Source organism: Paracoccus sp. J55 (assembly GCF_000513975.1).
Lineage (GTDB): Bacteria > Pseudomonadota > Alphaproteobacteria > Rhodobacterales > Rhodobacteraceae > Paracoccus.
Genome location: NZ_AZVA01000006.1, coordinates 139,349 through 166,074, shown reverse-complemented (window position 1 = coordinate 166,074; position 26,726 = coordinate 139,349). Strand labels below are relative to the sequence as shown.

Here is a 26,726-nt window from a genome sequence, read left to right as displayed (position 1 = left end):
CCGGCGCCGGGCCGCTTCCGGAGCGCAGCGCGGAACAGCCGATCACGGGACGGTCACGGCCATGTTTGGGAACCGCGCCCCGCACCGAAGGTTGACTGGCCATCACGCGACCATCGGAAGAGGACCGACATGCGGCGCATCTACAAGACGACGACTGCGATCGTGACCTGCCTGTCCCTGATTGCCCCGCAGCTGGCGGCGGCGCAGGACCAGCAGGCGCAGGAGGAGGGTGGGCAGCTTATCCTGCCAAGGGACCAGGCCGGCCAATCCGACGACGATCAGGCGCAGGAGCCCCGTGCCGAGGAAAGCGGCGAGGCAGGGGCCGGACAAGCGCAGGAAGAACCCGAGGAGCCGCAAGCGGAGGCTGCCGGGAACGCGGCCGAGCCCGATGCGCCGGCCCAGGACGGCCCGGCCGGGCTGCCGCAGGCCGAACAGCAGGCCGAGCAACCGCAAAGCGGGGCTGACGCCGCACCCGAGGATCCGCAGGCACCATCGGCCGCGGACGCTCCGGCGGCCAAGCCCGAGGTGACGCAGGCCGAGGAGCCGCGTCCCAAGCCGCCGGTGGTCGAAGCCGATGAGCCGGCCCCGAGACCCGGGACCGGCGCGGGCGAGCAGCAGCAGGCCGCGCCTCCCGCCGCCAAGCCCGACACGCCCGAAACCGTCACCGGCGCCGATCCCTCGCCCGAGCAGCGGCCGCAGCAGGACGCACCCGCGCCGGAAGGGGCGTCTCCGGCCGGATCCGAGCCGTCCCTGGATGCCGAGGCGCTGCAGGAAGCACGCGAACCCGCGCCGGGCGAGCCGCAGACCGAGCAACCGTCCCCGCAGCAGGCGGAACCCGCCGCCCAGCCCCAGAACGGCGCGGAACAGCAGCAAGAGGCCCGCGAAGGCCAGCCAGACGCCGAGCGTCCGCAAACGCCGGACGCGCAGGAGCTCGAGCAGCGCTTGCAGGAGCAGGTCGAGGGTCAGCCCGAATCCGGCCAGACCCAGTCGGGCGAGTCTGAGCCCGATGCGCAGCGCGCGGTGGACGGCGAGCAGCCGGATGCGCAGGAGTTGGAACGCCGCTTGCAGGAACAGGCCGACCAGACCGAGCCGCAGCCCGGCCAACCCCAGCCGGGCGAAGCCCAGCCCGGCGAGCAGCAGGCCGAGGACGGCCAGCAACCCGATCAGCAGGAGCTCGAGCGCCGCTTGCAAGAGCAGGCCGACCAGACCGAGCCGCAGTCCGGCGAAGCCGCCGAGGTGCAGGCGCCCGAGGCGCAGGTCCAGCCGAATGCCGTGGCGCAGCGCGCCGCCGAGCAGGGCGCGGCCGCCGCGGCCGCCGCTTTGGCCGCCAGCGCCGAAGGGGGCGAGGGCGAAGTGAACGAAATGCAGATCACCGACGAGAACGCGCGCAGCTCGGCCGAGGAATTCGCCACCTCGGTCGCCCAGGCTTTGCAGGAACAGCAGCGCGCCGCCGAGGCCGGGTCCGAGGAAGTCCGCCGCGACGATGACGACAAGGGCAAGGACATCGCCAAGATGCTCCTGGCCGGGGCGGCGGGCTTTGCGGTCGGCCAGATGCTGTCCAACGACCGGCAGGTGGCGCTGAACACTGGCGACCGCGTGGTGGTGACCCTGCCCGACGGCAGCCAGCAGGTGATCAAGGACGACAACGCCCTGCTCTACCAGCCCGGCTCGAACGTGCGGACGGAAACCTTCGGGGACGGCTCGACCCGCACCACGGTGCTGCGCGCGGATGGCAGCCGCGTCGTCACCATCCGCGACGCGAACATGAACATCCTGCGCCGCACGCTTGTCCGCGCCGATGGCAGCGAGACGCGGCTGATCGACGACACCGCGGCGGAGCCGGTGCAGATCTCGGCCCTGCCCGCGCCGCCGCCGGTCCGCATCAACCGCGAGCGCATGGACGAGGCGGCGCTGCGCGAGGCGCTGCGGCGCGAGGCGGCGATCGACCGGCGCTTCAGCCTGGGCCAGATCCGCGACATCCCCGAGGTGCGCGCCCTGGTCGCCCCGGTGAACGTGCCCGAGATCACCTTCGACACCGGCTCCTCGGCCATCACCCCGGATCAGGCGCAGCAACTCGCGACGCTGGGCAAGGTGATCCGCGACAGCATCGACCAGAACCCGCGCGAGATCTACATGATCGAGGGCTATACCGACGCCGTCGGCTCGGATGCCGCCAATCTGGCCCTGTCCGACCGCCGCGCGGAATCGGTGGCGCTGGCGCTGACGGAATATTTCCAGGTGCCGCCGGAAAACATGGTGGTGCAGGGCTATGGCGAGCAGTTCCTGCTGGTCCCGACCGACGGGCCGGAGCGGCAGAACCGCCGTGTCGCCGTGCGCCGGATCACCGATCTGCTGGCGCAGAACTGACGGCCGGGCCTTGCGGTCCCGGGGTCGTCACGCCCGGGGCCGCGGGATGGAAGCGAGGCAAGCCGCGGGGCCCGTCCCCGCGGCTGACGGCTGTTTTCTGCACGACCCCACCAAATCGGAAGGGCACGCTACGAAGCGCCAGCCATCGGAGAGACGATGGTTTGGCGCTTCGAGCAATTCTCCTCGCCCGAGAACCGGCTCTCTCCTGCCTGCATATGCCCGGCCGAGGCAGAAGACCCTCGGCCAGGGCATGGCCGACCTCCACAAGCACCGGGGGGCAATTCGCGGTATCCCGCCAGCCGGGCGAGGCGCGCCGGAGGCTCGCCGTGCCGGCTTCTACGGCCGGAAAACGTGACGGGACGTGATCGGCCGGCAACGAACCGCCCGCGATGCGCTGAAGGTCGTGTCGTCCAAGGTGGAGATTCGCGCTTGCCATGCGGCGGATCAGCAGCCCGCCGCCCCTCTTCTGCCTAGGGAAACCCAAGGCGGTCCGCCGGCGCCCCCTCTGCGGAGGCGGGGCCCACCGCGGGTCTGCCGGTTCAGGAACGGGGCAGATCCTCGGCCCCGGGGTTTCGCGGCTCGGCGCTCCCCGGCGGGAGGGGTGAATCCGGAAGTCCCGTGCTGCGACACGGCCGCACCGGCCCCCACATGCAGGCCGGGACGCGCCGGCAAAGGGCCGGAAACGGCGGCTGTCCGGTTCCGGCCGGGCGCTCAGCCCAGCGAATAGCCGGTGCCGCGCACCGTGCGCACCGGGTTGTCGCCGCCATAGGCCATGAGCGCCTTGCGCAGCCGGCCGACATGGACGTCGATGGTGCGGGTGTCGACATAGATGTCGCGGCCCCAGACCCGGTCCAGCAATTGCTCGCGCGTCCAGACCCGGCCGGGCTTTTCCATCAGGGTCGAGAGCAGCCGGAACTCGGTCGGACCCAGATGCAGCGGCTGGCCGGCGCGGAACACCCGATGCTCGGCCGCATCCAGGATGATGTCGCCGAAGCTCAGCCGCTCGCCCATCGAGGCAGGGCGGGTGCGGCGCAGCTGGGTGCGCAGCCGCGCCATCAGCTCGACCACGGAATAGGGCTTGACCACGTAATCGTCGGCGCCGGTCTCCAGCCCGCGCACCCGGTCCACCTCCTCGGACCGCGCCGAAAGCATGATGATCGGGATCTGCCGGGTCGAGGGATCGGCCTTGACCCGGCGGCAGACCTCGATGCCCGAGACGTTGGGCAGCATCCAGTCCAGCACGATCAGGTCGGGCTGTTCCTCGGCCACCAGCAGCATCGCCTCGTCGCCGTTCTCGGCCAGCACCACGTCGAAGCCCTCGGCCTCGAGGTTGTATTTCAGCACCTCGCGCTGTGCGCCTTCGTCCTCGACGACCAGAACACAGGGTTGGGTCTGTGCCATGGATCAGGCCCCCTCCATGCGCGGCACGCTTTCCCCCTTGGGACGCGGGTCCTCGGGCAGCTCGCCGGTGGCCAGATAGATCACCTGCTCGGCGATGCCGGTGGCGTGGTCGCCCATGCGCTCGATGTTCTTGGCGATGAAATGCAGGTGCATGCAGGCGGTGATGTTGCGCGGATCCTCCATCATATGGGTCAGGAACTCGCGGAACAGCGCGTTATACATCTGGTCCACTTCCAGGTCGCGCTTGCGCACGTCGGCGGCCAGCGCCGCGTCGCGCTGGATATAGCTGTCCAGGGCGTCCTTCATCATCGCCTCGACCGTGGCGGACATGCGCCGCAGCGCCATGCCGGCGCCCTCGATGGCGGGCATCTCGGCCAGCACGTCGCTGCGCTTGGCGATGTTCTTGGCGTAATCGCCCACCCGCTCGAGGATATGCGAGATCTTGATGACCGACAGCACCATGCGCAGGTCGGTGGCCCGCGGCGCGCGCAGCGCGATCAGCCGCGCGGCCTCCTCGTTGATCTGATGCTCCAGCGCGTCGATGGCCTTGTCGCGGCGGCGGATGTCGTCGGCCAGCTCGCCGTCGCGGGTCTCCAGCGCGATGGCGGCGTCGTGGATGGCGCTTTCGACCATGCCGCCCATCTTGACCACCAGCGCCTGCACGGTTTCCAGGTCGCGGTCGAAGGCCGAGAGGATATGCCGTTCGTTGTTCATGTCTTTTCCTTTCCGGCCTAGCCGATGCGGCCCGAGATGTAGCTTTCGGTCCGCGGATCGCGCGGATTGGTGAAGATGTCGTCGGTATTGCCGTATTCCACCAGATTGCCGAGGTGGAAGAAGGCGGTCTTCTGGCTGACGCGCGCCGCCTGCTGCATGGAATGGGTCACGATCACCACCGAGAATTCGGCGCGCAACTGGTCGATCAGCTCCTCGACCTGGCTGGTGGCGATCGGGTCCAGCGCCGAACAGGGCTCGTCCATCAACAGCACCTCGGGCTGGGTCGCCACGGCGCGGGCGATGCAGAGCCGCTGCTGCTGGCCGCCGGACAGGCCGGTGCCGGGCTCCTGCAGCCGGTCCTTGACCTCGTTCCACAGCGCCGCGCCGCGCAGCGACTTCTCGACGATCTCGTCCAGCTCGGCGCGGTTGCGCGCAAGGCCGTGGATGCGCGGGCCATAGGCCACATTGTCATAGATCGATTTCGGGAAGGGGTTCGGCTTCTGGAACACCATGCCGACGCGGGCGCGCAGCTGCACCGGGTCGACCCGCCTGTCGTAGATGTCCTCGCCGTCCAGCGTGATCCGGCCCTCGACCCGGCTGTTCTCGATGGTGTCGTTCATGCGGTTCAGGCAGCGCAGGAAGGTCGATTTCCCGCAGCCCGAGGGACCGATGAAGGCGGTCACGGTCTTGTCCAGCAGGTCGACGTCCACATCCTTGATCGCCTGCTTCTCGCCGTAATAGACCTGCACATCCCGGGCCGAGATCTTGATTTCCGTCTGGTCCACGCTGCGCTCCAGAAGTCTCATGTCGTTCATATCGGGTCTCCTTCCCGGATTTACCACCGGCGCTCGAACTTGCGGCGCAGATAGATGGCGAGGAGGTTCATGCAGAGCAGGAACACCAGCAGCACGATGATCGCCCCCGAGGCGCGCTCGATGAAGGCGGGGTCGGCGCGCTGGGTCCAGTTGTAGACCTGGACCGGCAGGGCCGAGGCCGGCTCGAACAGCCCGTCCGGCGGCGCCGAGGGGACGTTGCGGACAAAGGCCACCATGCCGATCAGCAGCAGCGGCGCGGTTTCGCCAAGCGCCTGCGCCAGGCCGATGATGGTGCCGGTCAGGATGCCCGGCATGGCCAGCGGCAGGACGTGGTGGAACACCGACTGCATCTTCGAGGCCCCCACCCCCAGCGCCGCGTCGCGGATCGAGGGCGGCACCGCCTTCAGTGCCGCGCGGGTGGCGATGATGATGGTGGGCAGCGTCATCAGCGTCAGCACCAGGCCGCCGACGATGGGCGCCGATTGCGGCAGGCCGGCGAAGTTGATGAAGGCGGCCAGGCCCAGGATGCCGAAGACGATCGAGGGCACGGCGGCGAGGTTCGAGATGTTGACCTCGATGATATCGGTCCAGCGGTTCTTCGGCGCGAATTCTTCCAGGTAGATCGAGGCGGCGACGCCGATCGGCACCGCCAGCACCAGCACCACCAGCATCATGTAGAACGAGCCGAGGATGGCGATGCCGACCCCCGCCGCCTCGGGGCGCTGGTCCGAGGCGTCGGGGCTGGTCAGGAAGGACCAGTTCCACTGCGTCGCGAGCATGCCCTGCGCCTTGAGCGCATCGGCCAGCTGCAGCTGCGCCGGCGAGGTATTGGCATCGCGCGCCGCGCTCTCCATGCTGACGCGGCCCTTGTAATAGCCGTCCACCCGGCCGTTCACCAGCACCCGGGTCTCGACGGTCTGGCCGATCAGTTCGGGGTCGGCCAGCACGCGGTTGCGCAGCTGGGCCGACGCCTCCTTGGAGATCAGGCCCGAAACATCCTTGTCGGACAGGTCGGCCGCGGCGATGCCCTTGTCGGCGATGGCCTGTTGCAGCGATTGCTCCAAGATCCTGCCATAGGTCAGGGTCAGGACCTTGCGGATTTCGGCGGGGTCGCGGTTGCCGGTCTTGTCGAGCTGCGCGGCGTCCAGCGTCACCGGGATTTCCAGATAGGTCTGGCGAAAGGCCCCGATCCCGCCGGTCAGGATGGTGAAGAGCAGGATCATCAGCATGACCATCGAGATCACGATGGCGGCCAGGCCATAGGCGCGGAACCGCGCCTCGGCGGCATTGCGCTTGCGGGTCCGCGGATCGGCAGCCAGCAGCGAGGGCCGGGGCTGCGCGCCGTGAAGGGTTGCGTCGCTCATTCGTACTGCTCCCGGTATTTGCGCACGACGTAGAGGGCGACGATGTTCAGCCCCAGCGTGATGACGAAAAGGGTCAGGCCAAGCGCGAAGGCGACCAGCGTCTCGGGCGCGGCGAAGTCGTTGTCGCCGGTCAGCTGGCTGACGATCTTGACGGTGATCGTGGTCATGGCCTCGAACGGGTTCAGGTCCATGCGGGCGGCGGCGCCCGCGCCCAGCACGACGATCATCGTCTCGCCGATGGCGCGCGAGGCGGCCAGCAGCACGGCGCCGACGATGCCCGGCAGCGCCGCGGGCAGCACCACCTTGCGCACGGTTTCCGACTGCGTCGAGCCGAGGCCGAGCGCGCCATCGCGCAGGGATTGCGGCACGGCGTTGATGATGTCGTCCGAAAGCGAGCTGACGAAGGGGATCAGCATGATCCCCATGACCAGGCCCGCGGTCATCACCGACGACCCGGAATTGCCCAGCCCCAGCGGTTGGGCGAACCAGTCGCGCAGCATCGGGCCCACGGTGATCAGCGCGAAAAGGCCGTAGACGATGGTCGGGATGCCGGCGAGCACCTCGATCATCGGCTTGGCGAGGCTGCGCAGCCGGGGCGAGGCGTATTCGGACATGTAGATCGCCGCGAAGAGCCCGATCGGCACCGACACGACCAGCGCGATCAGCGAGATGTAGAGCGTGCCCCAAAGCAGCGGCAGGATGCCCAGCTGCGAGCCGCCGCCGAAGCGCGGCGACCAGGTGGCGCCGAAGAAGAACTCCTGCCAGGGATATTGCCGGAAGAAGTGCCCGGTCTCGAACAGCATCGAGAAGACGATCCCGGCGGTGGTCAGGATGGCGATGCTGGAACACAGGATCAGCAGGCCCTTGACCATGCCTTCGACGGCATTGCGGGCCCGGAAACCGGGCGCGCTGCGGACCAGCGCCAGGCCAAGCCCGGCCGCGGCCAGGATCAGCGCCAGGATCGCCACCGGCGTCGCATCCGCGGCCGGCTGCACGAAGCGCCAGATGGCGATCAGGAACAGCGCCGGCAGCGCCGTCAGCAGCGCGGCGTTCCAGCCGTGATAGCTGGGCCGCGAATGCAGCCGCCGCACGTCGCCCCCGGCCAGCGCGACGACGCGCGCGCGGGTGACAAGATAGCCCGCGCCGGCAAGGGCAAGGACGATCAGCAAGGTCCATGAGACAGGCATGTGAGCCCTCGGAACAGGGAAACGGAAGCGGCGCGGGAACCCTGTCCCCGCGCCCTGCAGGTCATTCGGCGAGGATCGCCTCTTCGGCGACGGCCGCCTGCGTCGCGGCCAGTTCCGGATCCGCGACCAGCCCGTAGGCGGCCAGCGGCCCTTCCGGCCCGGCCAGCTCGTCCGAGACGAAGAATTCCGCGAATTCCTTCAGCCCCTGGATCTCGCCGATATGCTGCTTCTTGACATAGAAGAACAGCGGCCGCGAGACCGGGTATTCGCCCGCGGCGATGGTCTCGGTCGAGGGCGTCACGCCGCCCATGGTCGCGACCTTCAGCTTGTCGGTGTTGTTTTCATAGAAGGACAGGCCGAAGACGCCGATGCCGTGCTTGGCCGACTGGATGCGGGCCAGCGTCTCGGTATAGTCGCCGTCGATATCCACCGACTTGCCGTCGGTGCGCAGGTCGAGGCAGGCCTTGGCCGCGGCATCCTCGCCCAGCTCGGCCTTGAAGACCTCGGCGGCGCCGGATTCCTCGCAGCCGGCGGCGATCACCTTTTCCTCGAAGACTTCGCGGGTGCCGTGCTTGGTGCCGGGCACGAAGGCCAGGATCTCCTGGTCCGGCAGGTCGGCGCGGATCTCGTTCCACTTGGTGGCGGTGTTGTTCACCACCTTGCCGTCCTTGACCACCTTGGCGGCCAGCGCGTTGAACCAGTCGGCGGCGGTGAAGGCGAAGTCGTTGCTGCCGATGTCGCTGGCGAAGACGATGCCGTCATAGCCGATGCGGACCTCCATGATATCGGTCACGCCGGCGGCCTTGCAGGCCTCCTTCTCGCTGTCCTTGATCGGACGGCTGGCATTGGCGATGTCGATGGTGTTCTCGCCCACGCCCTCGCAGAATTTCTTCAGCCCGGCCGACGAGCCGCCCGATTCGACGACCGGCACCGGAAAGTCGGTATTCTCGCCGAAGGCCTCGGCGACGATGGTGGCATAGGGCAGCACCGTGGACGAGCCCGAGATCTGGATCTGGTCGCGGGCGGCGGCGGCAGTGGCCGAGGCAGCGATCACGGCCAGCGCCGACACGGTGAATTTCGCGGATTTCATAGGATCACTCCTGACATTTCCATGAGGCCGTTGCGGCCTGACCGCTCTCTAGAACGGCGATGCGACGGTTATGCGAAAGGAATGTGTCAGTTGCGTAACAATCGCGGCCGCCGCAGGAGTATTTGCAAAACGGTGAAAACCGAACGAGCCATGCGTCCCCGGCTTTCTCTGTTTTCCAAATACCCCAAGGGGTGAATTGGCCCGCGCAGCGGGACAAGAGGGGAACAGCGTTCCCCTCCCCACCCGGGCCGCGCGCCGGGCCTAGCCGATGCGGCCGCGCTGGCCGCCGGTCTGCGCCCGGTCGAGCAGCAGGTGGTCCAGGATCACGCAGGCCGCCATGGCCTCGGCGATGGGCACGGCGCGGATGCCGACGCAAGGATCGTGCCGGCCCTTGGTGATCAGCTCGATCTCCTCGCCCTTCCGGTTGATGGTGCGCCGCGGCGTCAGGATGGAGCTGGTCGGCTTGACGGCGAATCGCACCAGGATGTCCTGCCCTGTCGAAATGCCGCCCAGAATCCCCCCGGCATGGTTCGAAAGGTAGCGCGGCCCGTCATTGCCCATGCGGATCTCGTCGGCGTTCCGGGTGCCGGTCAGGGCGGCGGCGGCCATGCCCTCGCCGATCTCGACGCCCTTCACGGCATTGATCGACATCATCGCGGCGGCCAGGTCGGTGTCCAGCTTGGCATAGACCGGCGCGCCCAGCCCGGCCGGGCAGCCCTGGATCAGCACCTCGACGGCGGCGCCGACGCTGTCCTGCGCCTTGCGGATGGCGTTCAGATAATCCTCCCAGGCCGGCACGGCGCCGGCATCGGGCAGGAAGAACGGGTTCCTGCCGATCTCGGCGGCGTCGAAATTCGTCCGGTCCAGATGCAGATCGCCCATCTGCACCATGTAGCCGGTGATCCGCAGCCCCGGCACCAGATCGCGCAGCACCGCCTGCGCCACGCCCCCGGCTGCGACCCGCGCCGCCGTCTCGCGCGCGCTGGACCGCCCGCCGCCGCGATAGTCGCGGATGCCGTATTTCAGATGATAGGCGATATCGGCATGGCCGGGACGGAAGGCCTCGGCGATCTCGCCGTAATCCTTGCTGCGCTGGTCGGTGTTCTCGATCATCAGCTGGATCGGGGTGCCGGTGGTCCTGCCCTCGAACACGCCCGAGAGGATGCGCACCCGGTCCGGCTCCTGCCGCTGGGTGGTGAATTTCGAACTGCCGGGCCGCCGCCGGTCCAGGAACTGCTGGATCCAGGCCTCGTCCAGCGCCACGCCGGGCGGGCAGCCGTCCACGGTGGCGCCAAGCGCCGGGCCATGGCTCTCGCCCCAGGTGGTGAAGGTGAAGACGCGACCGAAGGTATTGAAGCTCATGGTTGCCGGACCCCCTTTTATGCCTGCGATAGCGGCGCGCGGGGCAAGGGGCAATCCCCAGCCCGGCCGCGCAGCGACTCGGCGGCCCAGGCCGGCGGCCGGAGCCGGCGCCGCACATCGCGGAAAATCCGCGAAATTCCGCTTTCCTGTCAGGGGCTAAGCCGGTTTCACGCCGCCTTCACACCGTCGGGAGCAATGTCGGGATCGCGAGGCATGCCGCCCCGTCCATGACATGAGACGACAGGAGGAAGAGATGCCTACCGGAACGAATGGCAACGACACCATGATCGGCACGTCTGCCAGCGAAATCTTCGACGCCCTGGGAGGGAACGATTATGTCCTGGGCCAGGGCGGCAACGACACCATCTATGGCGGCTCCGGCAACGACTACCTGTCGGGCGGAGACGGCCACGACTACATCCATGCCGGGACGGGCGTCGATACCGTGCATGGCTGGAACGACAATGACACGATCGTTTCCAGCGGCTATGGCCAGTATTACGGCGATGCCGGGAACGATTACATCTATGCCGGGGCCGGCGGCGGCGAGACGCTGGACGGTGGCACCGGGATCGACTGGCTGAACACGGCCAGCTGGAACGGCAATTACTCGGTGAACCTTTCCACCGGGGCAACGAATTTCAGCTTCGAAAGCTTTGTGAACTTCGAGAACATCTATTCGGGCTCGGGGAACGATACGCTTTATGGCACCGATGGCGCCAACAGCATGTATGGCAATGGTGGTAACGATTACATCTACGGGTATGCCGGCAACGACTATATTTCAGGCGGCTCCGGCAACGACTATCTCCACGCCGGGACCGGAACCGATACGCTTCTGGGCGGGGATGGCAATGACACGCTCGTCTCCGGCGGGGCCGGACAGTATTTCGGCGATGCCGGGGACGATTACATCTATGCCGGGCTGGGTGTCAGCGAAACGCTGAACGGCGGCGCCGGCACCGATTGGCTGAACACGACGACCTATAGCGGGGCCTATTCGATCAACCTGGCCACGGGCGGGACGAACTTCACCGGCGAGAGCTTCGTGAATTTCGAGAATGTCTATTCCGGCTCCGGCAATGACACGCTGCTCGGCACCAGCGGCGCCAATACCATGTATGGCAATGCCGGGAACGATTCGATCTCGGGCCTGGGCGGCAATGACTATATTTCCGGCGGCGAGGGCAATGATTACCTGAACGCCGGCACCGGCACGGATACGATCTGGGGCGGGAACGGCAATGACACGCTGGTTTCCAGTGGCGCGGGCCAGTATTACGGCCAGGCGGGGAACGACTATGTCTATGCCGGGCTGGGTGTCAGCGAAACCCTTGACGGCGGCGGCGACACGGACTGGCTGAACACCGCCACCTATGCCGGGGCCTATCTCGTCAATCTGGCGACGGGGGCCACGAACTTCACCGGCGAAAGTTTCGTGAACTTCGAGAATGTCTATTCCGGCTCCGGCAATGACACGCTGCTCGGCACCAGCGGCGCCAACATCATGCATGGCAATGCCGGAAACGATTCGATTTCGGGCCTTGCGGGCAATGATTACCTGTCCGGCGGCGCCGGGAACGATTACCTGAACGCGGGCACCGGCACGGATACGGTCCGGGGCGGCGCGGATAGCGACACCATCGTCTCCAGCGGCTATGGCCAGTATTTCGGCGAGGCCGGCAATGACTATATCTATGCCGGCAATGGCGGGGGCGAGACCCTGGACGGCGGGGCCGGCGTCGACTGGCTGAACACCGCCGCCTGGAGCGGGGCCTATGCCATCAACATGGCGACCGGCGCCACGAATTACAGCGGCGAAAGCTTCGTCAATTTCGAGAACCTCTCTTCGGGTTCCGGCAACGACACGCTCTCGGGCACGGCGGCGGCGAACACGATCCAGGGCAATGGCGGCAATGACGTCATCAGCGGGCTTGGCGGCAATGACGTGCTTTACGGCGGCGCGGGCAACGACCTGCTGACCGGCGGCGCCGGAAACGATCTGATCTACGGCGGCGCCGGCAATGACACGCTGGAGGCGAGTTCGGGCACAGACACGCTTTATGGCGGCGCCGGCAACGACCGGCTGGTCTCGAGCGGCGCAGGCTTCTACGCCGGCGAGGCGGGCAACGACACCATTCTGGCCGGGCTGGGTTCGAACGAGACCCTGAACGGCGGGGCCGGCATCGACATGCTGGATGCCCGCAGCTTCACCGGGGCCTATCTCGTCAACCTGGGCAGCGGCGCGACCAATTTCGCCGGCGAAAGCTTCGTCAACTTCGAGAACGTGATGACCGCGGGCGGCAATGATTCGCTCTATGGGACGGCGGGCGCGAACCTGATGAATGCCGGGGCCGGCAACGACCTGCTCTTCGGCTACGAGGGCAATGACACGCTGCAGGGCGCCGCCGGCAGCGACACACTGATCGGCGGGATGGGCGCGGATTCGCTCAACGGCGGCGGCGGGGCCGACACCTTCCGCTTCGGCGCGCTGAACCATTCGAACGCGGCGGCGGGCATCGACGTCATCAACGGTTTCGACGGCGCGGGCCTTGCGGCCGGCGACCGGATAGACCTTTCGGGCATCGACGCGAATGCGCTGGTGGCCGGTAACCAAGCCTTTGTATTCAATGGAACAACCGCGGGAGGCGCGGGAACGGTATGGCTTACGAACAATGGCACCGAGACCTGGCTCAGGGCCAATGTCGACAATGACGCGGATGCCGAGCTGATCATCCGCATCGCCGACGGCGCGACCACGGCCGGGCAGTATGTCGCAGCTGACTTCCTGCTTTGAAGTCGAGATCCCCTGCGCCCCTCCCCCAGCGCAGGCGGCCGGCGAGGGGTGCGGTCCGCCGGGACCGCACCCCTTTTTCCTGCCGCGCGCCGGCGCAAGGACGATGGCCGCGCCCTTCCCGGCGCGGCCATTCGCATCGACGTCGCAGATGGTTCAGGCCTGCAGGCTTCTGACCCCGACCTCGCCTTCGCCGCGCGACCTGATCGCCGCCACCGCCGCGATGCTGCCTGCCGCCGTGGTGTAATAGGGGATCTTGTCGTTCAGCGCCACGGCGCGGATCTCGCGCGAATCGGCGATGGCCTGGGCGCCTTCGGTGGTGTTCAGCACCATGGCGATCTCGCCGTTCTTCAGCCGGTCGACGATGTTCGGGCGGCCTTCATAGACCTTGTTCACCAGCTCGGTCTCGACGCCGGCGCCGCGCAGGAATTCGGCGGTGCCGCGGGTGGCGACCAGCTTGAAGCCCATGGCGGTCAGCTCTCGCGCCGCCTCGGCCAGCTCGGCGGTCTTGTCGGCGTCGCGGACCGAAACGAAGACCAGGCCCTCGGAGGGCAGCTGCGTCCCCGCCCCCATCTGCGCCTTGAGGAAGGCGCGGGCGAAGGTGCGGTCCCAGCCCATCACCTCGCCGGTCGAGCGCATTTCCGGCCCCAGCAGCGTGTCGACGCCGGGGAAGCGGGCGAAGGGCAGCACCGCCTCCTTGACCGAGAACCAGGGCGTGTTCGGGTCGGCGAGCGTCAGCGGATCGGCGAAGGGCAGCGGGTCGTCTGGGCCGACGCCCGCCGGATAGGCCGGACGGGTCGGGAAGTTCGCCATCGGCTCGCCGGCCATCAGCCGGGCGGCGATCGAGGCGATGGCGCTGTCGGTGGCCTTGGCGACGAAGGGCACGGTGCGGCTGGCGCGCGGGTTCACCTCCAGCACATAGATCGCGCCGTCCTTCAGCGCGAATTGCACGTTCATCAGCCCGACGACGTTCAGCGCCTTGGCCATCGCCTCGGTCTGGGTCTTGAGTTCCGCGATGATCTCGGCATCCAGCGTATGCGGCGGCAGCGAGCAGGCCGAGTCGCCGGAATGCACGCCGGCCTCCTCGATATGCTCCATGATGCCGGCGACATGCACGGTCTTGCCGTCGGAAAGCGCGTCCACGTCGACCTCGATGGCGCCCGAAAGGTAGCTGTCGAGCAGCACCGGGCTGTCGCCCGAGACCTGCACCGCCTCGCGGATGTAGCGGTTGAGCTGATCCATGTCGCGCACGATCTCCATCGCGCGGCCGCCAAGCACGTAGGACGGGCGGATGACCAGCGGGAAGCCGATGCGCTGCGCGATCTCGATGGCCTCGGCGTCGCTATGGGCGATGCCGTTGACGGGCTGCTTCAGGCCCAGGTCGTTGAGCAGCTTCTGGAAGCGCTCGCGGTCCTCGGCCAGGTCGATGGCGTCGGGCGTGGTGCCGAGGATCGGGATGCCCTCCTCCTCCAGCGCGTTCGCCAGTTTCAAGGGCGTCTGGCCGCCGAACTGGACGATGACGCCGTGCAGCGTGCCGTTCTCCTGCTCGATGCGCAGGATCTCCAGCACATGCTCCAGCGTCAGCGGCTCGAAATACAGCCGGTCCGAGGTGTCGTAATCGGTCGAGACCGTCTCGGGGTTGCAGTTGACCATGATCGTCTCGTAGCCGGCCTTGGTCAGCGCGAAACAAGCGTGGCAGCAGCAATAGTCGAACTCGATGCCCTGGCCGATGCGGTTCGGACCGCCGCCCAGGATCACCACCTTCTTGCGGTCGCTGGGGCGGGCCTCGTTTTCCACGTCGCCCATCGCCGGGGCTTCGTAGGTCGAATACATATAGGGGGTCTGCGCCTCGAACTCGGCGGCGCAGGTGTCGATGCGCTTGAAGACCGGGTGCAGGTCATGGGCGCGGCGAGCCTTGCGCACCTCGGCCTCGGGCTGGCCGGACAAAGCCGCCAGCCGGGCATCGGTAAAGCCCATCATCTTCAGCCGGCGCAGCCCGTCCAGGTCGGCCGGCAGGCCGCCCGCGCGCACCGCGTCCTCGGCCTCGACGATCTCGCGCAGGCGGGACAGGAACCAGGGATCGAAGGCGGTGGCGTGCTGGATCTCGTCGTCGGAGAGCCCGTGGCGCATGGCCTGGGCGATCAGGCGCAGCCGGTCGGGGGTCTGGGCGCTGATCGCCTTGACGATGGCGGCCTTGTCGGGCGCGCCGGGGATCTCGATATCGTCAAGGCCGGTCAGGCCGTTCTCCATCGAGGCCAGCGCCTTTTGCAGCGATTCGTGGAAGCTGCGGCCGATGGCCATGACCTCGCCCACGGATTTCATCGCCGTGGTCAGCTCGGGCTTCGAGCCGGGGAACTTCTCGAAGGCGAAGCGCGGGATCTTGGTCACGACATAGTCGATGGACGGCTCGAAGCTCGCCGGCGTGACCTTGGTGATGTCGTTGTCCAACTCGTCCAGCGTATAGCCCACCGCCAGCTTGGCGGCGATCTTGGCGATGGGGAAGCCGGTGGCCTTCGAGGCCAGCGCCGAGGAGCGCGACACGCGCGGGTTCATCTCGATCACCACCATGCGGCCGTCCTTGGGGTTGATCGCCCATTGCACGTTCGAGCCGCCGGTCTCGACCCCGATCTCGCGCAGCACGGCGATCGAGCCGTTGCGCATGCGCTGATATTCGCGGTCGGTCAGCGTCAGCGCCGGGGCGACGGTGATCGAGTCGCCGGTATGCACCCCCATCGGATCGACATTCTCGATCGAGCAGACGATGATGGCGTTGTCGGCGCGGTCGCGCACGACCTCCATCTCGTATTCCTTCCAGCCCAGCAGGCTCTCGTCCACCAGCACCTGCGCCACGGGCGAGGCTTCCAGCCCGGACCGCACGATGCGCTCGTAATCGTCGCGGTTATAGGCGACGCCGCCGCCGGTGCCGCCCAGGGTGAAGGCGGGGCGGATGATGGCGGGCAGGCCGATCTCCTCCAGCGCCTCCATGGCCATCGAAACCCCGGCCGCGATGTCATAGCGGCCGTTCGGATGCTTGGGCGCGGCGACGATGGTGGCGCGCGGGTTCTCCAGGCCGATGCGGTCCATGGCCTCGCGGAACAGCTTGCGGTCCTCGGCCATCTCGATGGCGGCGCGCTGCGCGCCGATCAGCTCGACGCCATAGCGGTTCAGCACGCCCATATCGGCCAGGGCCAGCGCGGTGTTCAGCCCGGTCTGCCCGCCCATGGTCGGCAAAAGCGCGTCGGGCCGTTCCTTGGCGATGATCTTTTCCACCACCTCGGGGGTGATCGGCTCGATATAGGTCGCATCCGCCATCTCGGGATCGGTCATGATCGTGGCGGGGTTCGAGTTCACCAGGATGACCCGATAGCCCTCCTCGCGCAGGGCCTTGCAGGCCTGGGCGCCGGAATAGTCGAATTCGCAGGCCTGCCCGATGACGATGGGACCGGCGCCGATGATCAGGATGGATTTGATATCGGTTCTCTTCGGCATGGCGGTCCCTCGGGCTGGCGGCTGATAAATCGTCCGGGGTTATAGCCATGGCGGGCAAAGTCGCAAGGGTCCGCACCGCCCGCCCGGCCAAAAATCCGCGGCACGCGAAAGGGGCGCCCCGCCGACGCGGCGTCCCTGCCCTTCTCTGTTTCCCAAATACCCCTACGGCCGCGCCACCGGCGCGACGGCTCAGCCCTGCGTCGCCTTCGCCTTCTTCAGCGTCTTGCCGTGGTTCGAGATCCAGTCCATCGCCGCCAGCAGCACGCCCGAGACCACGAAGACCAGGTGGATCACCACCATCCAGCGGATCTGTTCGGGGGCATATTTGCTGACATCCATGAACACCTTCAGCAGATGGATGCCCGAGATCGCCACGATCGAGGCCACCAGCTTCAGCTTCAGCCCCGAGAAATCCACCTCGCCCTGCCAGTTCGGCCGGTCCTCGTGCTCGCTCAGGTCCATGCGGCTGACGAAATTCTCGTAGCCCGAGAAGATCACGATCAGCAGCAGGTTGGCGGCCAGGCTCAGGTCGATCAGCGCCAGCACGCCCAGCACCGCGTCGTTCACGGTCATCACCGGCAGGATCTGCACCAGGTGCCAGAATTCCAGCGCAAAGACCCAAAGCAGGATCAGCAGGGACAGCGCCAATCCGACATAGATCGGCGCCATCATCCAGCGGCTGGCGAAAAGGCTGCGTTCAAGAAGGCGTTCCATCATGTCTCCTGCACGGGTTCCGAAAGCCCTCATCTAGGCACGCCGCAGCGCGGCGAAAAGCCCCCGCCGCAGCCATGCCGCGACGGGGGCTTCTTCGTTCCCCGAACACTCGTGAACCCGGCCGCCTCAGGCGTCGATGAACTCGCGCACGAAGGGCGTCGCCGGCCGGGCGCGGATGTCCTGCGGGCGGCCGACCTGTTCGATCCGGCCCATGGACATCACCACCACCAGGTCGGCAAGCACCATGGCCTCGTCCTGGTCATGGGTGACGAAAACCGTGGTCAGGCCGGTGGTGTCGTGGATCTCGCGCAGCCCCTGGCGCAGCTCCTTGCGCACCCGGGCGTCGAGCGCGCCGAAGGGCTCGTCGAGCAGCAGCATGCGCGGCTCGATGGCCAGCGCACGGGCCAGGGCCACGCGCTGGCGCTGGCCGCCCGACAACTGGCTGGGGAAGCGTTTGGCGATCTGCGGCAGCTGGATCAGCTCAAGCAGCTTTGTCACCCGGCGCTCGATCTCGGCCTGCGGCGGGCGGGTGCGGCGCGGGCGGGCGCGCAGCCCATAGGCGATGTTCTCGAACACGGTCATGTGCCGGAACAGCGCATAGCTCTGGAAGACGAATCCGGCGCGGCGCTCCTGCACCGTCAGCCCGGTCGCGTCCTGCCCGTCGAAGAGCACCCGGCCCGAGGTCGGGAATTCCAGCCCGCCCAGGATGCGCAGAAGCGTGGTCTTGCCCGAGCCGGAGGGCCCCAAGAGCGCCACCAGCGCCCCCGAGGGGATGGCGAGGCTGACCGGGTGCAGCGCCGTCGTCGAACCGAAGCTCTTGGCGATTTCGTCGATTTCGATATGCATGATGGACCTCGATTGTTCAGTGCCGGCGGCCGGCGGCCAGCTGGTCGGCATGGCGCCATTCCAGCAGGGTCTTCAGCGCCAGCGTCAGCAGCCCCAGAGCCGCCAGCACCGCGGCCAGGCTGAAGGCCGCGACCGAGAGATATTCGTTGTAGAGCATCTCGATGGTGATCGGCATGGTGGCGGTCTGGCCGCGGATCTTGCCCGAGACCACGGCCACGGCGCCGAATTCCCCCATGGCGCGGGCATTGCACAGCAGCACGCCGTAAAGCAGCGCCCATTTGATGTTGGGCAGCGTCACGGTCAGGAAGGCGCGCCAGCCCGAGGCGCCCAGCGTCAGCGCCGCCTCCTCCTCGGCCCGGCCCTGTTCGATCATCACCGGGATCAGCTCGCGCGCCACGAAGGGGAAGGTGACGAAGATCGAGGCCAGCACGATCCCCGGCAGGGCGAAGATGATCGGGAAGCCGCTGGCGACCAGCCAGCCGCCGATCAGGCTGTTGGTGCCGAACAAGAGCACCAGCGCCAGACCCGCCACCACCGGCGAGATGGAAAACGGCAGGTCGATCAGCGTGATCAGGAAAGCCTTGCCGCGAAAGTCGAACTTGGTGATCGTCCAGGCGGCGGCAATGCCGAAGACGGCGTTCACCGGCACCGAGATCGCCGCGACGATCAGCGTCAGCCGGATGGCCGAGGTCGCCTCGGGCCGGGCCAGGGAGGCGAGCGCCTGCCCGGCCCCCCGCGCCAGGGCCTCGGCAAAGACGATGGCCAGCGGCGCCACGACCAGGACGGCCAGCCCGCCCAGCGCCAGCGCGATCAGCACGATGCGGGCGGCCCGGCTTTCCTCGGTCACCGGGCGCCACTTCGCGGGTCTTTCGATGGCGGGAACGTGCAGCGCGCCGTCAGACATGACCGATCCTCCTCCGGCTCCAGATCTGGATCAGGTTGATCGCCAGCAGCATGGTGAAGGAAATCAGCAGCATGGCGATGCCGATGGCCGCCGCCCCGTCATAGTCGAACTCCTCGAGCTTGATGACGATCAGCAGCGGCGCGATCTCGGTCTTCATCGGCAGGTTGCCGGCGATGAAGATGACCGAGCCGTATTCGCCGACCGCGCGCGCCAGAGACAGCGCGAAGCCGGTCAGCGCCGCGGGCAGCAGCATGGGCAGGATCACCCGGCGCAGGGTGTAGAACCGCCCCGCCCCCAGCGTGGCCGAGGCTTCCTCGACCTCGTGCTCGATCTCGGCGATCACCGGCTGCACGGTGCGGGTGACGAAGGGCAGGCCGACGAAGATCAGCGCGATCAGGATGCCCCATTGCGTATAGGCGATCTTGCCGCCCAGATCCCGGGCGATGCCGCCGAAGATGCCGTTCGGCGCGTAAAGCGCGGTCAGCGCGATGCCCGCCACCGCGGTCGGCAGGGCGAAGGGCAGATCGACCAGCGCATCGACCAGCCGGCGGCCCGGGAAGTCATAGCGCGCCAGCACCCAGGCCAGCAGCGTGCCGAAGACCAGGTTGAACAGCGCGGCAAAGAAGGCCAGCCGGAAGGACAGATACAGCGCCGCCCAGACCCGCGGCGTGTTGATGGTGGCCCAGACCGCCTCGGGCCCGTAGCTGATCCCGCGCGCCAGCAGCGCGCCGACCGGCAGGATGACGATCAGCGACAGCATGGCCAGGGTAATGCCCATGCCGAGGCCAAAGCCCGGCATGGGGGATTTCTGCAAGCGAAGCGCCAGCGCCATCGGTCATTGCCCCGAATAGATCTGGTCGAACGTGCCGCCGTCGCCGAAATGCTCGGGCTGGGCCTGTTTCCAGCCGCCGAAATCGGCGATGGTCACCAGATCCAGCTCGGGGAAGCGCGCCACGTCCTCGGGATTGGCGGCGCTGTCGTCCCAGGCGCGATAATAGTGCTTGAAGGCCAGCGCCTGCCCCTCGGGCGAATAGAGGAAGTCCAGATAGGCATCGGCCAGCGCCTTCTGCTCGTCATCGGCGATGTTCTTGTCCACGATGGCCACCGGCGGCTCGGCCAGGATCGAGACCGAGGGCACGACGATGTCGAACCGGTCCTCGCCCAGCTCGTTCAGCGCCAGATAGGCCTCGTTTTCCCAGGCCAGCAGCACGTCGCCGATCTCGCGCTGGGTGAAGGTGGTGGTCGAGCCGCGCGCGCCGCTGTCCAGCACCGGGACGTGCTTGAACAGCTCGCCCACGAAGGTCTTGGGGTCCTGGCCGTTCTTCTGCGCCCAGGCCCAGGCGGCCAGATAATTCCAGCGCGCCCCGCCGCTGGTCTTGGGGTTCGGCGTGATCACCTCGACGCCCTCCTTGACCAGATCGCCCCAGTCCTGGATGCCCTTGGGATTGCCCTCGCGCACCAGGAAGACGATGGTCGAGGTATAGGGCGAGCTGTTATGCGGCAGGCGCGACTGCCAATCCTCGGGCAGAAGACCGCGGGACGCGATCTGGTCGATATCCGAGGCCAGCGCCAGCGTCACCACCTGCGCCTTGAGCCCGTCGATCACCGAGCGCGCCTGCGCGCCCGAGCCGCCATGCGACGTCTCGATGGTCGGCGCCGCATGCCCCTCGGCCTGCCATTTCGCCGAGAAGGCGGCGTTCACCTCGCGGTAAAGCTCGCGGGTCGGGTCGTAGCTGACATTCAGCAGCGTATTGTCGGCATGAACCTGCCCGGCCAGACCCAGCCCGGCCACGGTCGCCGCCACCGCCATCACACCCCGCATCGAAAGACCCAGGCAGCGGCCCCAGAAACCGGGATTCAGCGGATAGCCGGTCATGCGCTTGGTGCCGTCCTCGACCGTGATGCGGCCGTCCAGATGGCGGCGGATCACCCGGCCATGGGCCAGTTGGCTGTCGGTCACGCGAATGGTGCGGATCATGGTGCCTTGTCCTCTTTACTCTGCCACGAGGGCTCTCCTCATGACCGTAATTACGACAGGCTTTATCGTTTATTTCAAGAGAAAAGACGCGTTAAACCATCGTTTTTAATATTGATATATTTCAATATGTTGCGATTAAATTTCCGCTCCGTGCCGGGAATTGGTCGCCCGATCCCGTCCAAGGCGGAGGGAATCCCGGCTCCTCGCCGGCGGATTCGCCCCGGGCAGCGAACCCCGGCAAGGGAACATGCGAACAGGCAGCCCGCGCATCATCGGCGCGGCCTGTTCTTCACCGTTTCTTCAAATACTCATGGGACGGCGCGGGCGGGGGATCAGCCCGCCGTCTGGTCCTCGGCCTTCTGGGCCAGGGCCTCGGCCCGCGCCGCCAGTTCGGCCATGGCCTCGGCCAGGCTTTCGGGCACCACCGGCACCTCGACGCGCTGCGGATTGGTCTTCAGCCGCGCCAGCTCGCGTTCCAGCGAGGCGACGCGGTCCTCCAGCGCCGAGGTGCGGTCGGCCAGCATCAGCCCCGACAACAGCAGCAGCCGCGGCTCGGGCATGCGGCCGGCCTGTTCCAGGATCACCCGCGCCTCGGCATCCAGAAGGCCCGCGGCGCGTTTCAGCAGCCGCTCCTCGCCCTCCTGGCAGGCCAGCGTATAGGATTTGTGCCCGATCGTGAAATCGACTTCGGCCATGGCTCAGCCCCTTTCCCCGTCCAGATTGGCGCCTTCCCGGGCCAGGTCGCCGGCCGGTTCCTCGCTCCGCCCCGCCGACTTGGCCGGGCCGTCCTCGACCGGCGCGGCGGTTCCGGTTTCGGACGCACCTGCCGGCCCCGCCTGCGGCGGCAGGTCGATCATCCGGTCCAGCGCGTCGATGATCTCGCCCATCTGCGCGATTTCGGCAGAACGGGCGGCGCGCAGCGATTCGATCTCGGCCTCCAGCGCCCGGCGGGTCTCGTCCGGCGACTCGCCGCCGCCCTGGGCCGCGATCAGGGCGCGGTTGGCCTCGGCCAGGGCCTCGTTCGCGGCCGAGAGCCGGGCGGCTTCCTGCCCGGCATGGACCAGCCGCTGATGCGCCTCGGCCAGCCGCGCCTCGCAGTCGGCCAGCATGGCCGCCTGGCGCTCGTGCAGCGCGGCAAGGTCTTGCGAGAGGCGCTGATTTTCGGCCTGAATCTCGCGCAGCCGCGCCTCGGCGCCTTCGGCATCGCCGGCCGGGGGTCCGGAGGCGGTGCGGCGCGCCAGGTCCGCACGGTCGAGGAATTGGTCGATGCGGTCCAGGGCCGCGATCAGCCGCTTTTCGCTGGCGTTCAGGTCGTCTCTCATCGGCCGGGATCCTTTCGGGTCGCTTGTCCTTGCGGGTCGCCCTTGTGGGTCGCTTGTCACTTTTTGGCATTGCATCGGCCATATGACAAGGATGGGTGCGGTTTCCCGCCGCATCCCGCGCTTTTCAGCCGCCGGATCGGGTCCTATAAGGCGGCGAGCCTGATGAGGAGAGACGCCAGATGCGCCGCGCAAAGATCACCCGCGACACGGCCGAGACGCAGATCGAGGTCGAGCTGGACCTGGACGGCAGCGGCCGCTACGACAACCGCACCGGCGTCGGCTTCTTCGATCACATGCTGGACCAGCTGGCGCGGCATTCGCTGATCGACCTGACGGTGCGGGCCAAAGGCGACCTGCATGTCGACGACCACCACACGGTCGAGGATACCGGCATCGCCATCGGCCAGGCCCTGGTCCGGGCACTGGGGGACAAGAAGGGCATCCGGCGCTATGGCGCCTTCCACCTGGCGATGGACGATGCGCTGGTGCGCGCTGCGCTGGACCTGTCGGCGCGGCCTTATCTGGTCTGGAACGTGGATTTCCCGGCGCAGAAGATCGGCAGCTTCGACACCGAGCTGGTGCGGGAATTCTTCCAGGCGCTTTCGACCCATGGCGGGATCACGCTGCATGTGGACCGCCTCCACGGGCTGAACGCCCATCACATCGCCGAGGCCGCCTTCAAGGCCGTGGCCCGCGCCCTGCGAGAGGCGGTCGAGCCCGACCCGCGCATGGCGGGCGTGCTTCCCTCGACCAAGGGGGCGCTGTGATGCGCGTCGCGCTGGTCGATTACGACAGCGGCAACCTGCATTCGGCCGAGAAGGCCTTTGCGCTGATGGGGCGCGAGGCGGGGGCCGAGGTGGTGGTGACCTCCGACCCCGCGGTGGTGGCCCGCGCCGAGCGCATCGTGCTGCCGGGCGACGGCGCCTTTCCGGCCTGCCGGGCGGCGCTCGACGCCGTGCCGGGCATGGTCGAGGCGCTGCGCGAGGCGGTGCTGGACCGCGCCGTGCCCTTCATGGGCATCTGCGTCGGCATGCAGATGCTGGCCGAGATCGGCCATGAATATCGCGATACCGCCGGGCTGGGCTGGATCGGCGGCGAGATCGAGGCCATCGACGCCCCCGGCCTGAAGGTGCCGCATATGGGCTGGAACGACCTGACGGTTCTGCGCCCGCATCCGCTGCTGGACGGCATCGCCACCGGCGACCATGCCTATTTCGTGCATAGCTGGCAGTTCCGCGTCGCCGATCCGGCGCATCTGCTGGCCACGGCGGATTACGGCGGCCCGGTGACGGCGGTGGTGGGGAAGGGCAATATCGTCGGCACCCAGTTCCATCCCGAGAAGTCGCAGGCCGTCGGGCTGCGCATCATCGGCAACTTCCTGCGCTGGCGCCCGTGAGGGCCGCCGGTGCCGGGGGCTGTCTGCCCCCGGACCCCCGAGGATATTTGGACAAGAAAGAAACCGGAGCCTATTTCACCTGGACCCAGCGCTGCGTCTTGCAGAACACCGCGATGCAACCCGAGACGTTCAGCGTCTTGCCGCTGAGCTGCATCTTCGACTTGTAGGTCTTGTCCGCGCCCGGGTCCCAGATCGTGCCGCCCGAGAACTTGCCGCCGCCCTCGTCGGTCATGCCGGCGACGATGTTCTTGCCGGTATGGGGCGAGCTGATTTCCTTCCCGGCCTTGTCGAAGCTCTTGATCAGCTTGCCGCAATATTTGCCGCCGCAGTCGTAGAACTGCACCATGCCGACATTGCCGTCGTCATTGGCCTGGGTCTGGAAGATGCCGCTGATGCCTTCGGCCTGGGCGGCGGCGCCGGCGAGCGCGAGCGATGCGGCAAGAGCCAGTGTTCTCATGGTGATTCCCCTCCCCTGGGGTCCTGTTGGCGGGTTGTGCTCCCGGGCGCAGGATGCGGGCGCCCGCCCCCGCCGATCAAGCCTGACGTGAGGTCGCGGCTTCGGGTGCCGGGGCCTTTCGGATCGGCGCCGGCTGTGGCAAAGGGGCGCCACGCTATCAGGAGAGATGCGATGATCCTTTATCCCGCGATCGACCTCAAGGACGGCAATTGCGTGCGCCTGCTGCGCGGCGACATGGAGGCGGCGACCGTCTTCGGCTCGGACCCCGCCGCGCAGGCCCGCGCCTTTCAGGATGCCGGGGCGGAATGGCTGCATCTGGTCGATCTGAACGGCGCGTTCGCCGGCAAGCCGGTGAACGCCGCCGCGGTCGAGGCGATCCTGGCCGCCATCGAGGTGCCGGCCCAGCTGGGCGGCGGCATCCGCGACATGGCGACCATCGAGGCCTGGCTGGAGCGCGGGCTTGCGCGGGTGATCCTGGGCACGGTGGCGGTCGAGCAGCCGGCGCTGGTGCACGAGGCGGCGATGGCCTTTCCCGGCAAGATCGCCGTCGGCATCGACGCCCGCGGCGGCCGGGTGGCGACGCGCGGCTGGGCCGAGGAGACCGACGTGATGGCCGTCGACCTGGCGCATCGCTTCGAGGACGCCGGCGTCGCCGCGATCATCTATACCGATATCGACCGCGACGGCGCCATGGCTGGCCCCAACATCGCCGCGACCGAGGCGCTGGCCCGGGCGGTGAACATTCCGGTCATCGCCTCGGGCGGGGTTTCCTCGATGCAGGACCTGATGGCGCTGCGCGCGACCGGGGTCATTGCCGGCGCCATCTCGGGCCGGGCGCTTTACGACGGCGCCATCGACCTGAACGCGGCGCTGAAGGCGCTGGCCTGACGGCGCGGGGCGAGGTAACAAGGCCCATGCTCAAGACCCGTGTGATCCCCTGCCTGGATGTCGCCGATGGCCGCGTGGTCAAGGGCGTGAATTTCGTCGATCTCGTCGATGCCGGCGATCCGGTCGAGGCGGCGCGCGCCTATGACGCCGCCGGCGCGGACGAGATCTGTTTCCTCGACATCCATGCCACGCATGAGAATCGCGGCACCATGTACGACCTGGTGACGCGCACCGCCGAGGCCTGCTTCGTGCCGCTGACCGTGGGCGGCGGCGTGCGCAGCCACCAGGACGTGCGGGCGCTGCTGCTGGCGGGTGCCGACAAGGTCAGCTTCAACTCGGCCGCCGTGGCCAACCCCGACGTGATCGCCGAAGCCGCCGACCGTTTCGGCAGCCAGTGCATCGTCTGCGCCATCGACGCCAAGACCGTGGCGCCGGGGAAGTGGGAGATCTTCACCCATGGCGGCCGCAAGCCCACCGGCATCGACGCGGTGGAATTCGCCCGCACCGTGGCCGCCAAGGGCGCGGGGGAGATCCTGCTGACCAGCATGGATCGCGACGGCACCAAGTCGGGCTTCAACATTCCGCTGACCCGCGCCGTCGCCGATGCGGTGAACGTGCCGGTGATCGCCTCGGGCGGGGTCGGGATGCTGGAGCATCTGGCCGAGGGCGTGCTGGAGGGCCATGCCTCGGCGGTGCTGGCGGCCTCGATCTTCCATTTCGGCACCTTCACCGTGGCCGAGGCCAAGGCACATCTGGCCGCCGCCGGCATTCCGGTGAGGCTGACATGAGCGGCCCCGCGCAGACCGGAATGCAGCGCCTGGCCGAGACCATCGCGGCGCGCAAGGGCGCCGATCCCGAGACCAGCTGGACCGCCAAGCTGCTGGCGAAGGGCCCCGAGAAATGCGCCGAGAAATTCGGCGAGGAAGCCGTCGAGGCGATCATCGAGGCGGTCAAGGGCGACCGCGAGCGGCTGATCTCCGAGGCTGCCGATACGCTTTACCACCTGCTGGTCATGCTGGCGGCGCGCGACGTGACGCTTTCCGAGGTGGAAAATGAACTCGACCGCCGCGAGGGGCGTTCGGGGATCGAGGAAAAAGCGTCTCGAAAGTGACAACATGCTGGACATGCTGGCGGGCGAGTTCTCGCGCCCCATGAGCCTGCCCGCCAGCGTGGTCGCCCTGCGGCTGACCATGGCGGTTCTGCTGGGCGGGGTGATCGGCTGGGAGCGCGAGGTCAAGTCGCGCGCCGCCGGGCTGCGCACGCATATGCTGATCGCGCTGGCGGCGGCCTGCTTCACGCTGGTGGCGATGGAGCTGGTCAATTTCACCCCGGAGAACGAGAGCCAGCAGCGCACCGACCCCTTGCGGCTGATCGAGGCGGTGACGGCGGGCGTGGCCTTTCTGGCCGCGGGCTCGATCGTCATCAACAAGGGCAATGTGCGCGGCATCACCACAGGCGCCTCGATGTGGCTGTGCGGCGCCATCGGGCTGTGCTGCGGAACCGGCGACCTGCGGCTGGCACTGATGGCCACCGGCATGGCCATGGTGGTGCTGTATCTGATCCGGGTGGCGATCAGCCCCGCCGCCCGCGAAGTGGCCGGCGGCGACGAGGATTAGGGACAGGGCACCACCTTGACCG

The 26,726-nt window shown here is 67.9% G+C and carries 24 protein-coding genes; 8 read left to right on the top strand and 16 right to left on the bottom strand.

Translation table 11 applies throughout. The features are described 5' to 3' along the window. Positions 1-129 precede the first annotated feature (129 nt). Complete coding sequence (locus PARJ55_RS0108275) at positions 130-2,367, top strand: OmpA family protein (protein WP_028712609.1); 2,238 nt, start codon at positions 130-132, stop codon at positions 2,365-2,367. Between the two features lie 711 nt (positions 2,368-3,078). Here the strand turns inward: PARJ55_RS0108275 and phoB are convergent. The 7 genes from phoB to aroC form a co-directional block, all read right to left on the bottom strand. Then, the gene (phoB, locus tag PARJ55_RS0108270) at positions 3,079-3,768 is read right to left on the bottom strand and encodes a phosphate regulon transcriptional regulator PhoB (RefSeq protein ID WP_028712608.1); all 690 of its coding nucleotides are present in this window, start codon (positions 3,766-3,768) and stop codon (positions 3,079-3,081) included. A 3-nt stretch (positions 3,769-3,771) separates the two neighbouring features. After that, the gene (gene phoU, locus PARJ55_RS0108265) at positions 3,772-4,482 is read right to left on the bottom strand and encodes a phosphate signaling complex protein PhoU (RefSeq protein ID WP_028712607.1); all 711 of its coding nucleotides are present in this window, start codon (positions 4,480-4,482) and stop codon (positions 3,772-3,774) included. A 17-nt stretch (positions 4,483-4,499) separates the two neighbouring features. Continuing rightward, on the bottom strand, positions 4,500-5,297 hold the full coding sequence (gene pstB / locus PARJ55_RS0108260) for a phosphate ABC transporter ATP-binding protein PstB (protein ID WP_028712606.1): 798 nt from the start codon (positions 5,295-5,297) through the stop codon (positions 4,500-4,502). Positions 5,298-5,317: 20 nt separating this feature from the next. Further along, entirely contained in the window at positions 5,318-6,661 is a 1,344-nt protein-coding gene (pstA, locus tag PARJ55_RS0108255) for a phosphate ABC transporter permease PstA (protein ID WP_028712605.1), read from the bottom strand. Beyond that, entirely contained in the window at positions 6,658-7,848 is a 1,191-nt protein-coding gene (gene pstC, locus PARJ55_RS0108250) for a phosphate ABC transporter permease subunit PstC (protein ID WP_028712604.1), read from the bottom strand. Before pstC ends, pstA begins: the two co-directional genes overlap by 4 nt. 61 nt (positions 7,849-7,909) lie before the next feature. Next, entirely contained in the window at positions 7,910-8,938 is a 1,029-nt protein-coding gene (locus PARJ55_RS0108245; RefSeq protein ID WP_028712603.1) for a substrate-binding domain-containing protein, read from the bottom strand. 261 nt (positions 8,939-9,199) lie between these two features. Continuing rightward, entirely contained in the window at positions 9,200-10,300 is a 1,101-nt protein-coding gene (gene aroC, locus PARJ55_RS0108240; protein ID WP_028712602.1) for a chorismate synthase, read from the bottom strand. A gap of 253 nt (positions 10,301-10,553) precedes the next feature. On the opposite strand from aroC, the gene PARJ55_RS21650 reads away from it, so the two are divergent. Beyond that, positions 10,554-13,097, top strand: a complete 2,544-nt coding sequence (locus PARJ55_RS21650; protein WP_051416192.1) for an S-layer family protein — start codon at positions 10,554-10,556, stop codon at positions 13,095-13,097. A 153-nt stretch (positions 13,098-13,250) separates the two neighbouring features. Here PARJ55_RS21650 and carB read toward each other — a convergent pair whose 3' ends face one another. The 8 genes from carB to PARJ55_RS0108195 all read right to left on the bottom strand — a co-directional run bounded on the left by carB (position 13,251) and on the right by PARJ55_RS0108195 (position 22,347). Continuing rightward, a complete protein-coding gene (gene carB, locus PARJ55_RS0108230) occupies positions 13,251-16,583 on the bottom strand; it encodes a carbamoyl-phosphate synthase large subunit (RefSeq protein WP_028712601.1) in 3,333 nt (1,110 codons plus the stop codon). Between the two features lie 189 nt (positions 16,584-16,772). Continuing rightward, positions 16,773-17,297 carry a TIGR00645 family protein gene (locus tag PARJ55_RS0108225; protein ID WP_028712600.1) on the bottom strand — a complete coding sequence of 175 codons (525 nt, stop codon included), beginning with the start codon at positions 17,295-17,297 and terminating at the stop codon, positions 16,773-16,775. A 126-nt stretch (positions 17,298-17,423) separates the two neighbouring features. Next, positions 17,424-18,143: a sulfate/molybdate ABC transporter ATP-binding protein gene (locus PARJ55_RS21645; RefSeq protein WP_084637803.1), complete on the bottom strand. Its 720-nt coding sequence runs from the start codon at positions 18,141-18,143 to the stop codon at positions 17,424-17,426. A 16-nt stretch (positions 18,144-18,159) separates the two neighbouring features. Continuing rightward, positions 18,160-19,047, bottom strand: coding sequence for a sulfate ABC transporter permease subunit CysW (cysW, locus tag PARJ55_RS0108215; RefSeq protein ID WP_028712599.1), 888 nt, complete (start codon positions 19,045-19,047; stop codon positions 18,160-18,162). Next, positions 19,040-19,879, bottom strand: coding sequence for a sulfate ABC transporter permease subunit CysT (cysT, locus tag PARJ55_RS0108210; RefSeq protein ID WP_028712598.1), 840 nt, complete (start codon positions 19,877-19,879; stop codon positions 19,040-19,042). Before cysT ends, cysW begins: the two co-directional genes overlap by 8 nt. A gap of 3 nt (positions 19,880-19,882) precedes the next feature. After that, positions 19,883-21,025, bottom strand: a complete 1,143-nt coding sequence (locus PARJ55_RS0108205) for a sulfate ABC transporter substrate-binding protein (protein WP_028712597.1) — start codon at positions 21,023-21,025, stop codon at positions 19,883-19,885. A 332-nt stretch (positions 21,026-21,357) separates the two neighbouring features. Continuing rightward, a complete protein-coding gene (locus PARJ55_RS0108200) occupies positions 21,358-21,720 on the bottom strand; it encodes a cell division protein ZapA (protein ID WP_028712596.1) in 363 nt (120 codons plus the stop codon). A gap of 3 nt (positions 21,721-21,723) precedes the next feature. Next, entirely contained in the window at positions 21,724-22,347 is a 624-nt protein-coding gene (locus PARJ55_RS0108195; protein WP_028712595.1) for a hypothetical protein, read from the bottom strand. A 179-nt stretch (positions 22,348-22,526) separates the two neighbouring features. Here PARJ55_RS0108195 and hisB point away from each other — a divergent pair, with 179 nt between their 5' ends. Beyond that, positions 22,527-23,114: an imidazoleglycerol-phosphate dehydratase HisB gene (hisB, locus tag PARJ55_RS0108190; RefSeq protein WP_028712594.1), complete on the top strand. Its 588-nt coding sequence runs from the start codon at positions 22,527-22,529 to the stop codon at positions 23,112-23,114. Further along, a complete protein-coding gene (hisH, locus tag PARJ55_RS0108185; protein WP_028712593.1) occupies positions 23,114-23,743 on the top strand; it encodes an imidazole glycerol phosphate synthase subunit HisH in 630 nt (209 codons plus the stop codon). Before hisB ends, hisH begins: the two co-directional genes overlap by 1 nt. Before the next feature lie 70 nt (positions 23,744-23,813). On the opposite strand, the gene PARJ55_RS0108180 is transcribed toward hisH, so the two are convergent. Further along, entirely contained in the window at positions 23,814-24,200 is a 387-nt protein-coding gene (locus tag PARJ55_RS0108180; protein WP_028712592.1) for a DUF2147 domain-containing protein, read from the bottom strand. Positions 24,201-24,371: 171 nt separating this feature from the next. Between PARJ55_RS0108180 and hisA the strand changes: the two genes are divergently transcribed. From hisA to PARJ55_RS0108160, 4 genes are read left to right on the top strand one after another with little or no spacing between them, the layout of a single operon-like run. Next, the gene (gene hisA, locus PARJ55_RS0108175; protein WP_028712591.1) at positions 24,372-25,088 is read left to right on the top strand and encodes a 1-(5-phosphoribosyl)-5-[(5-phosphoribosylamino)methylideneamino]imidazole-4-carboxamide isomerase; all 717 of its coding nucleotides are present in this window, start codon (positions 24,372-24,374) and stop codon (positions 25,086-25,088) included. 26 nt (positions 25,089-25,114) lie between these two features. Then, positions 25,115-25,876, top strand: coding sequence for an imidazole glycerol phosphate synthase subunit HisF (gene hisF / locus PARJ55_RS0108170; RefSeq protein WP_028712590.1), 762 nt, complete (start codon positions 25,115-25,117; stop codon positions 25,874-25,876). After that, a complete protein-coding gene (locus PARJ55_RS0108165; RefSeq protein WP_028712589.1) occupies positions 25,873-26,199 on the top strand; it encodes a phosphoribosyl-ATP diphosphatase in 327 nt (108 codons plus the stop codon). The genes hisF and PARJ55_RS0108165 overlap by 4 nt, the downstream gene beginning before the upstream one ends. 4 nt (positions 26,200-26,203) lie before the next feature. After that, a complete protein-coding gene (locus tag PARJ55_RS0108160) occupies positions 26,204-26,704 on the top strand; it encodes an MgtC/SapB family protein (RefSeq protein WP_028712588.1) in 501 nt (166 codons plus the stop codon). The last annotated feature ends 22 nt before the right edge of the window (positions 26,705-26,726 follow it).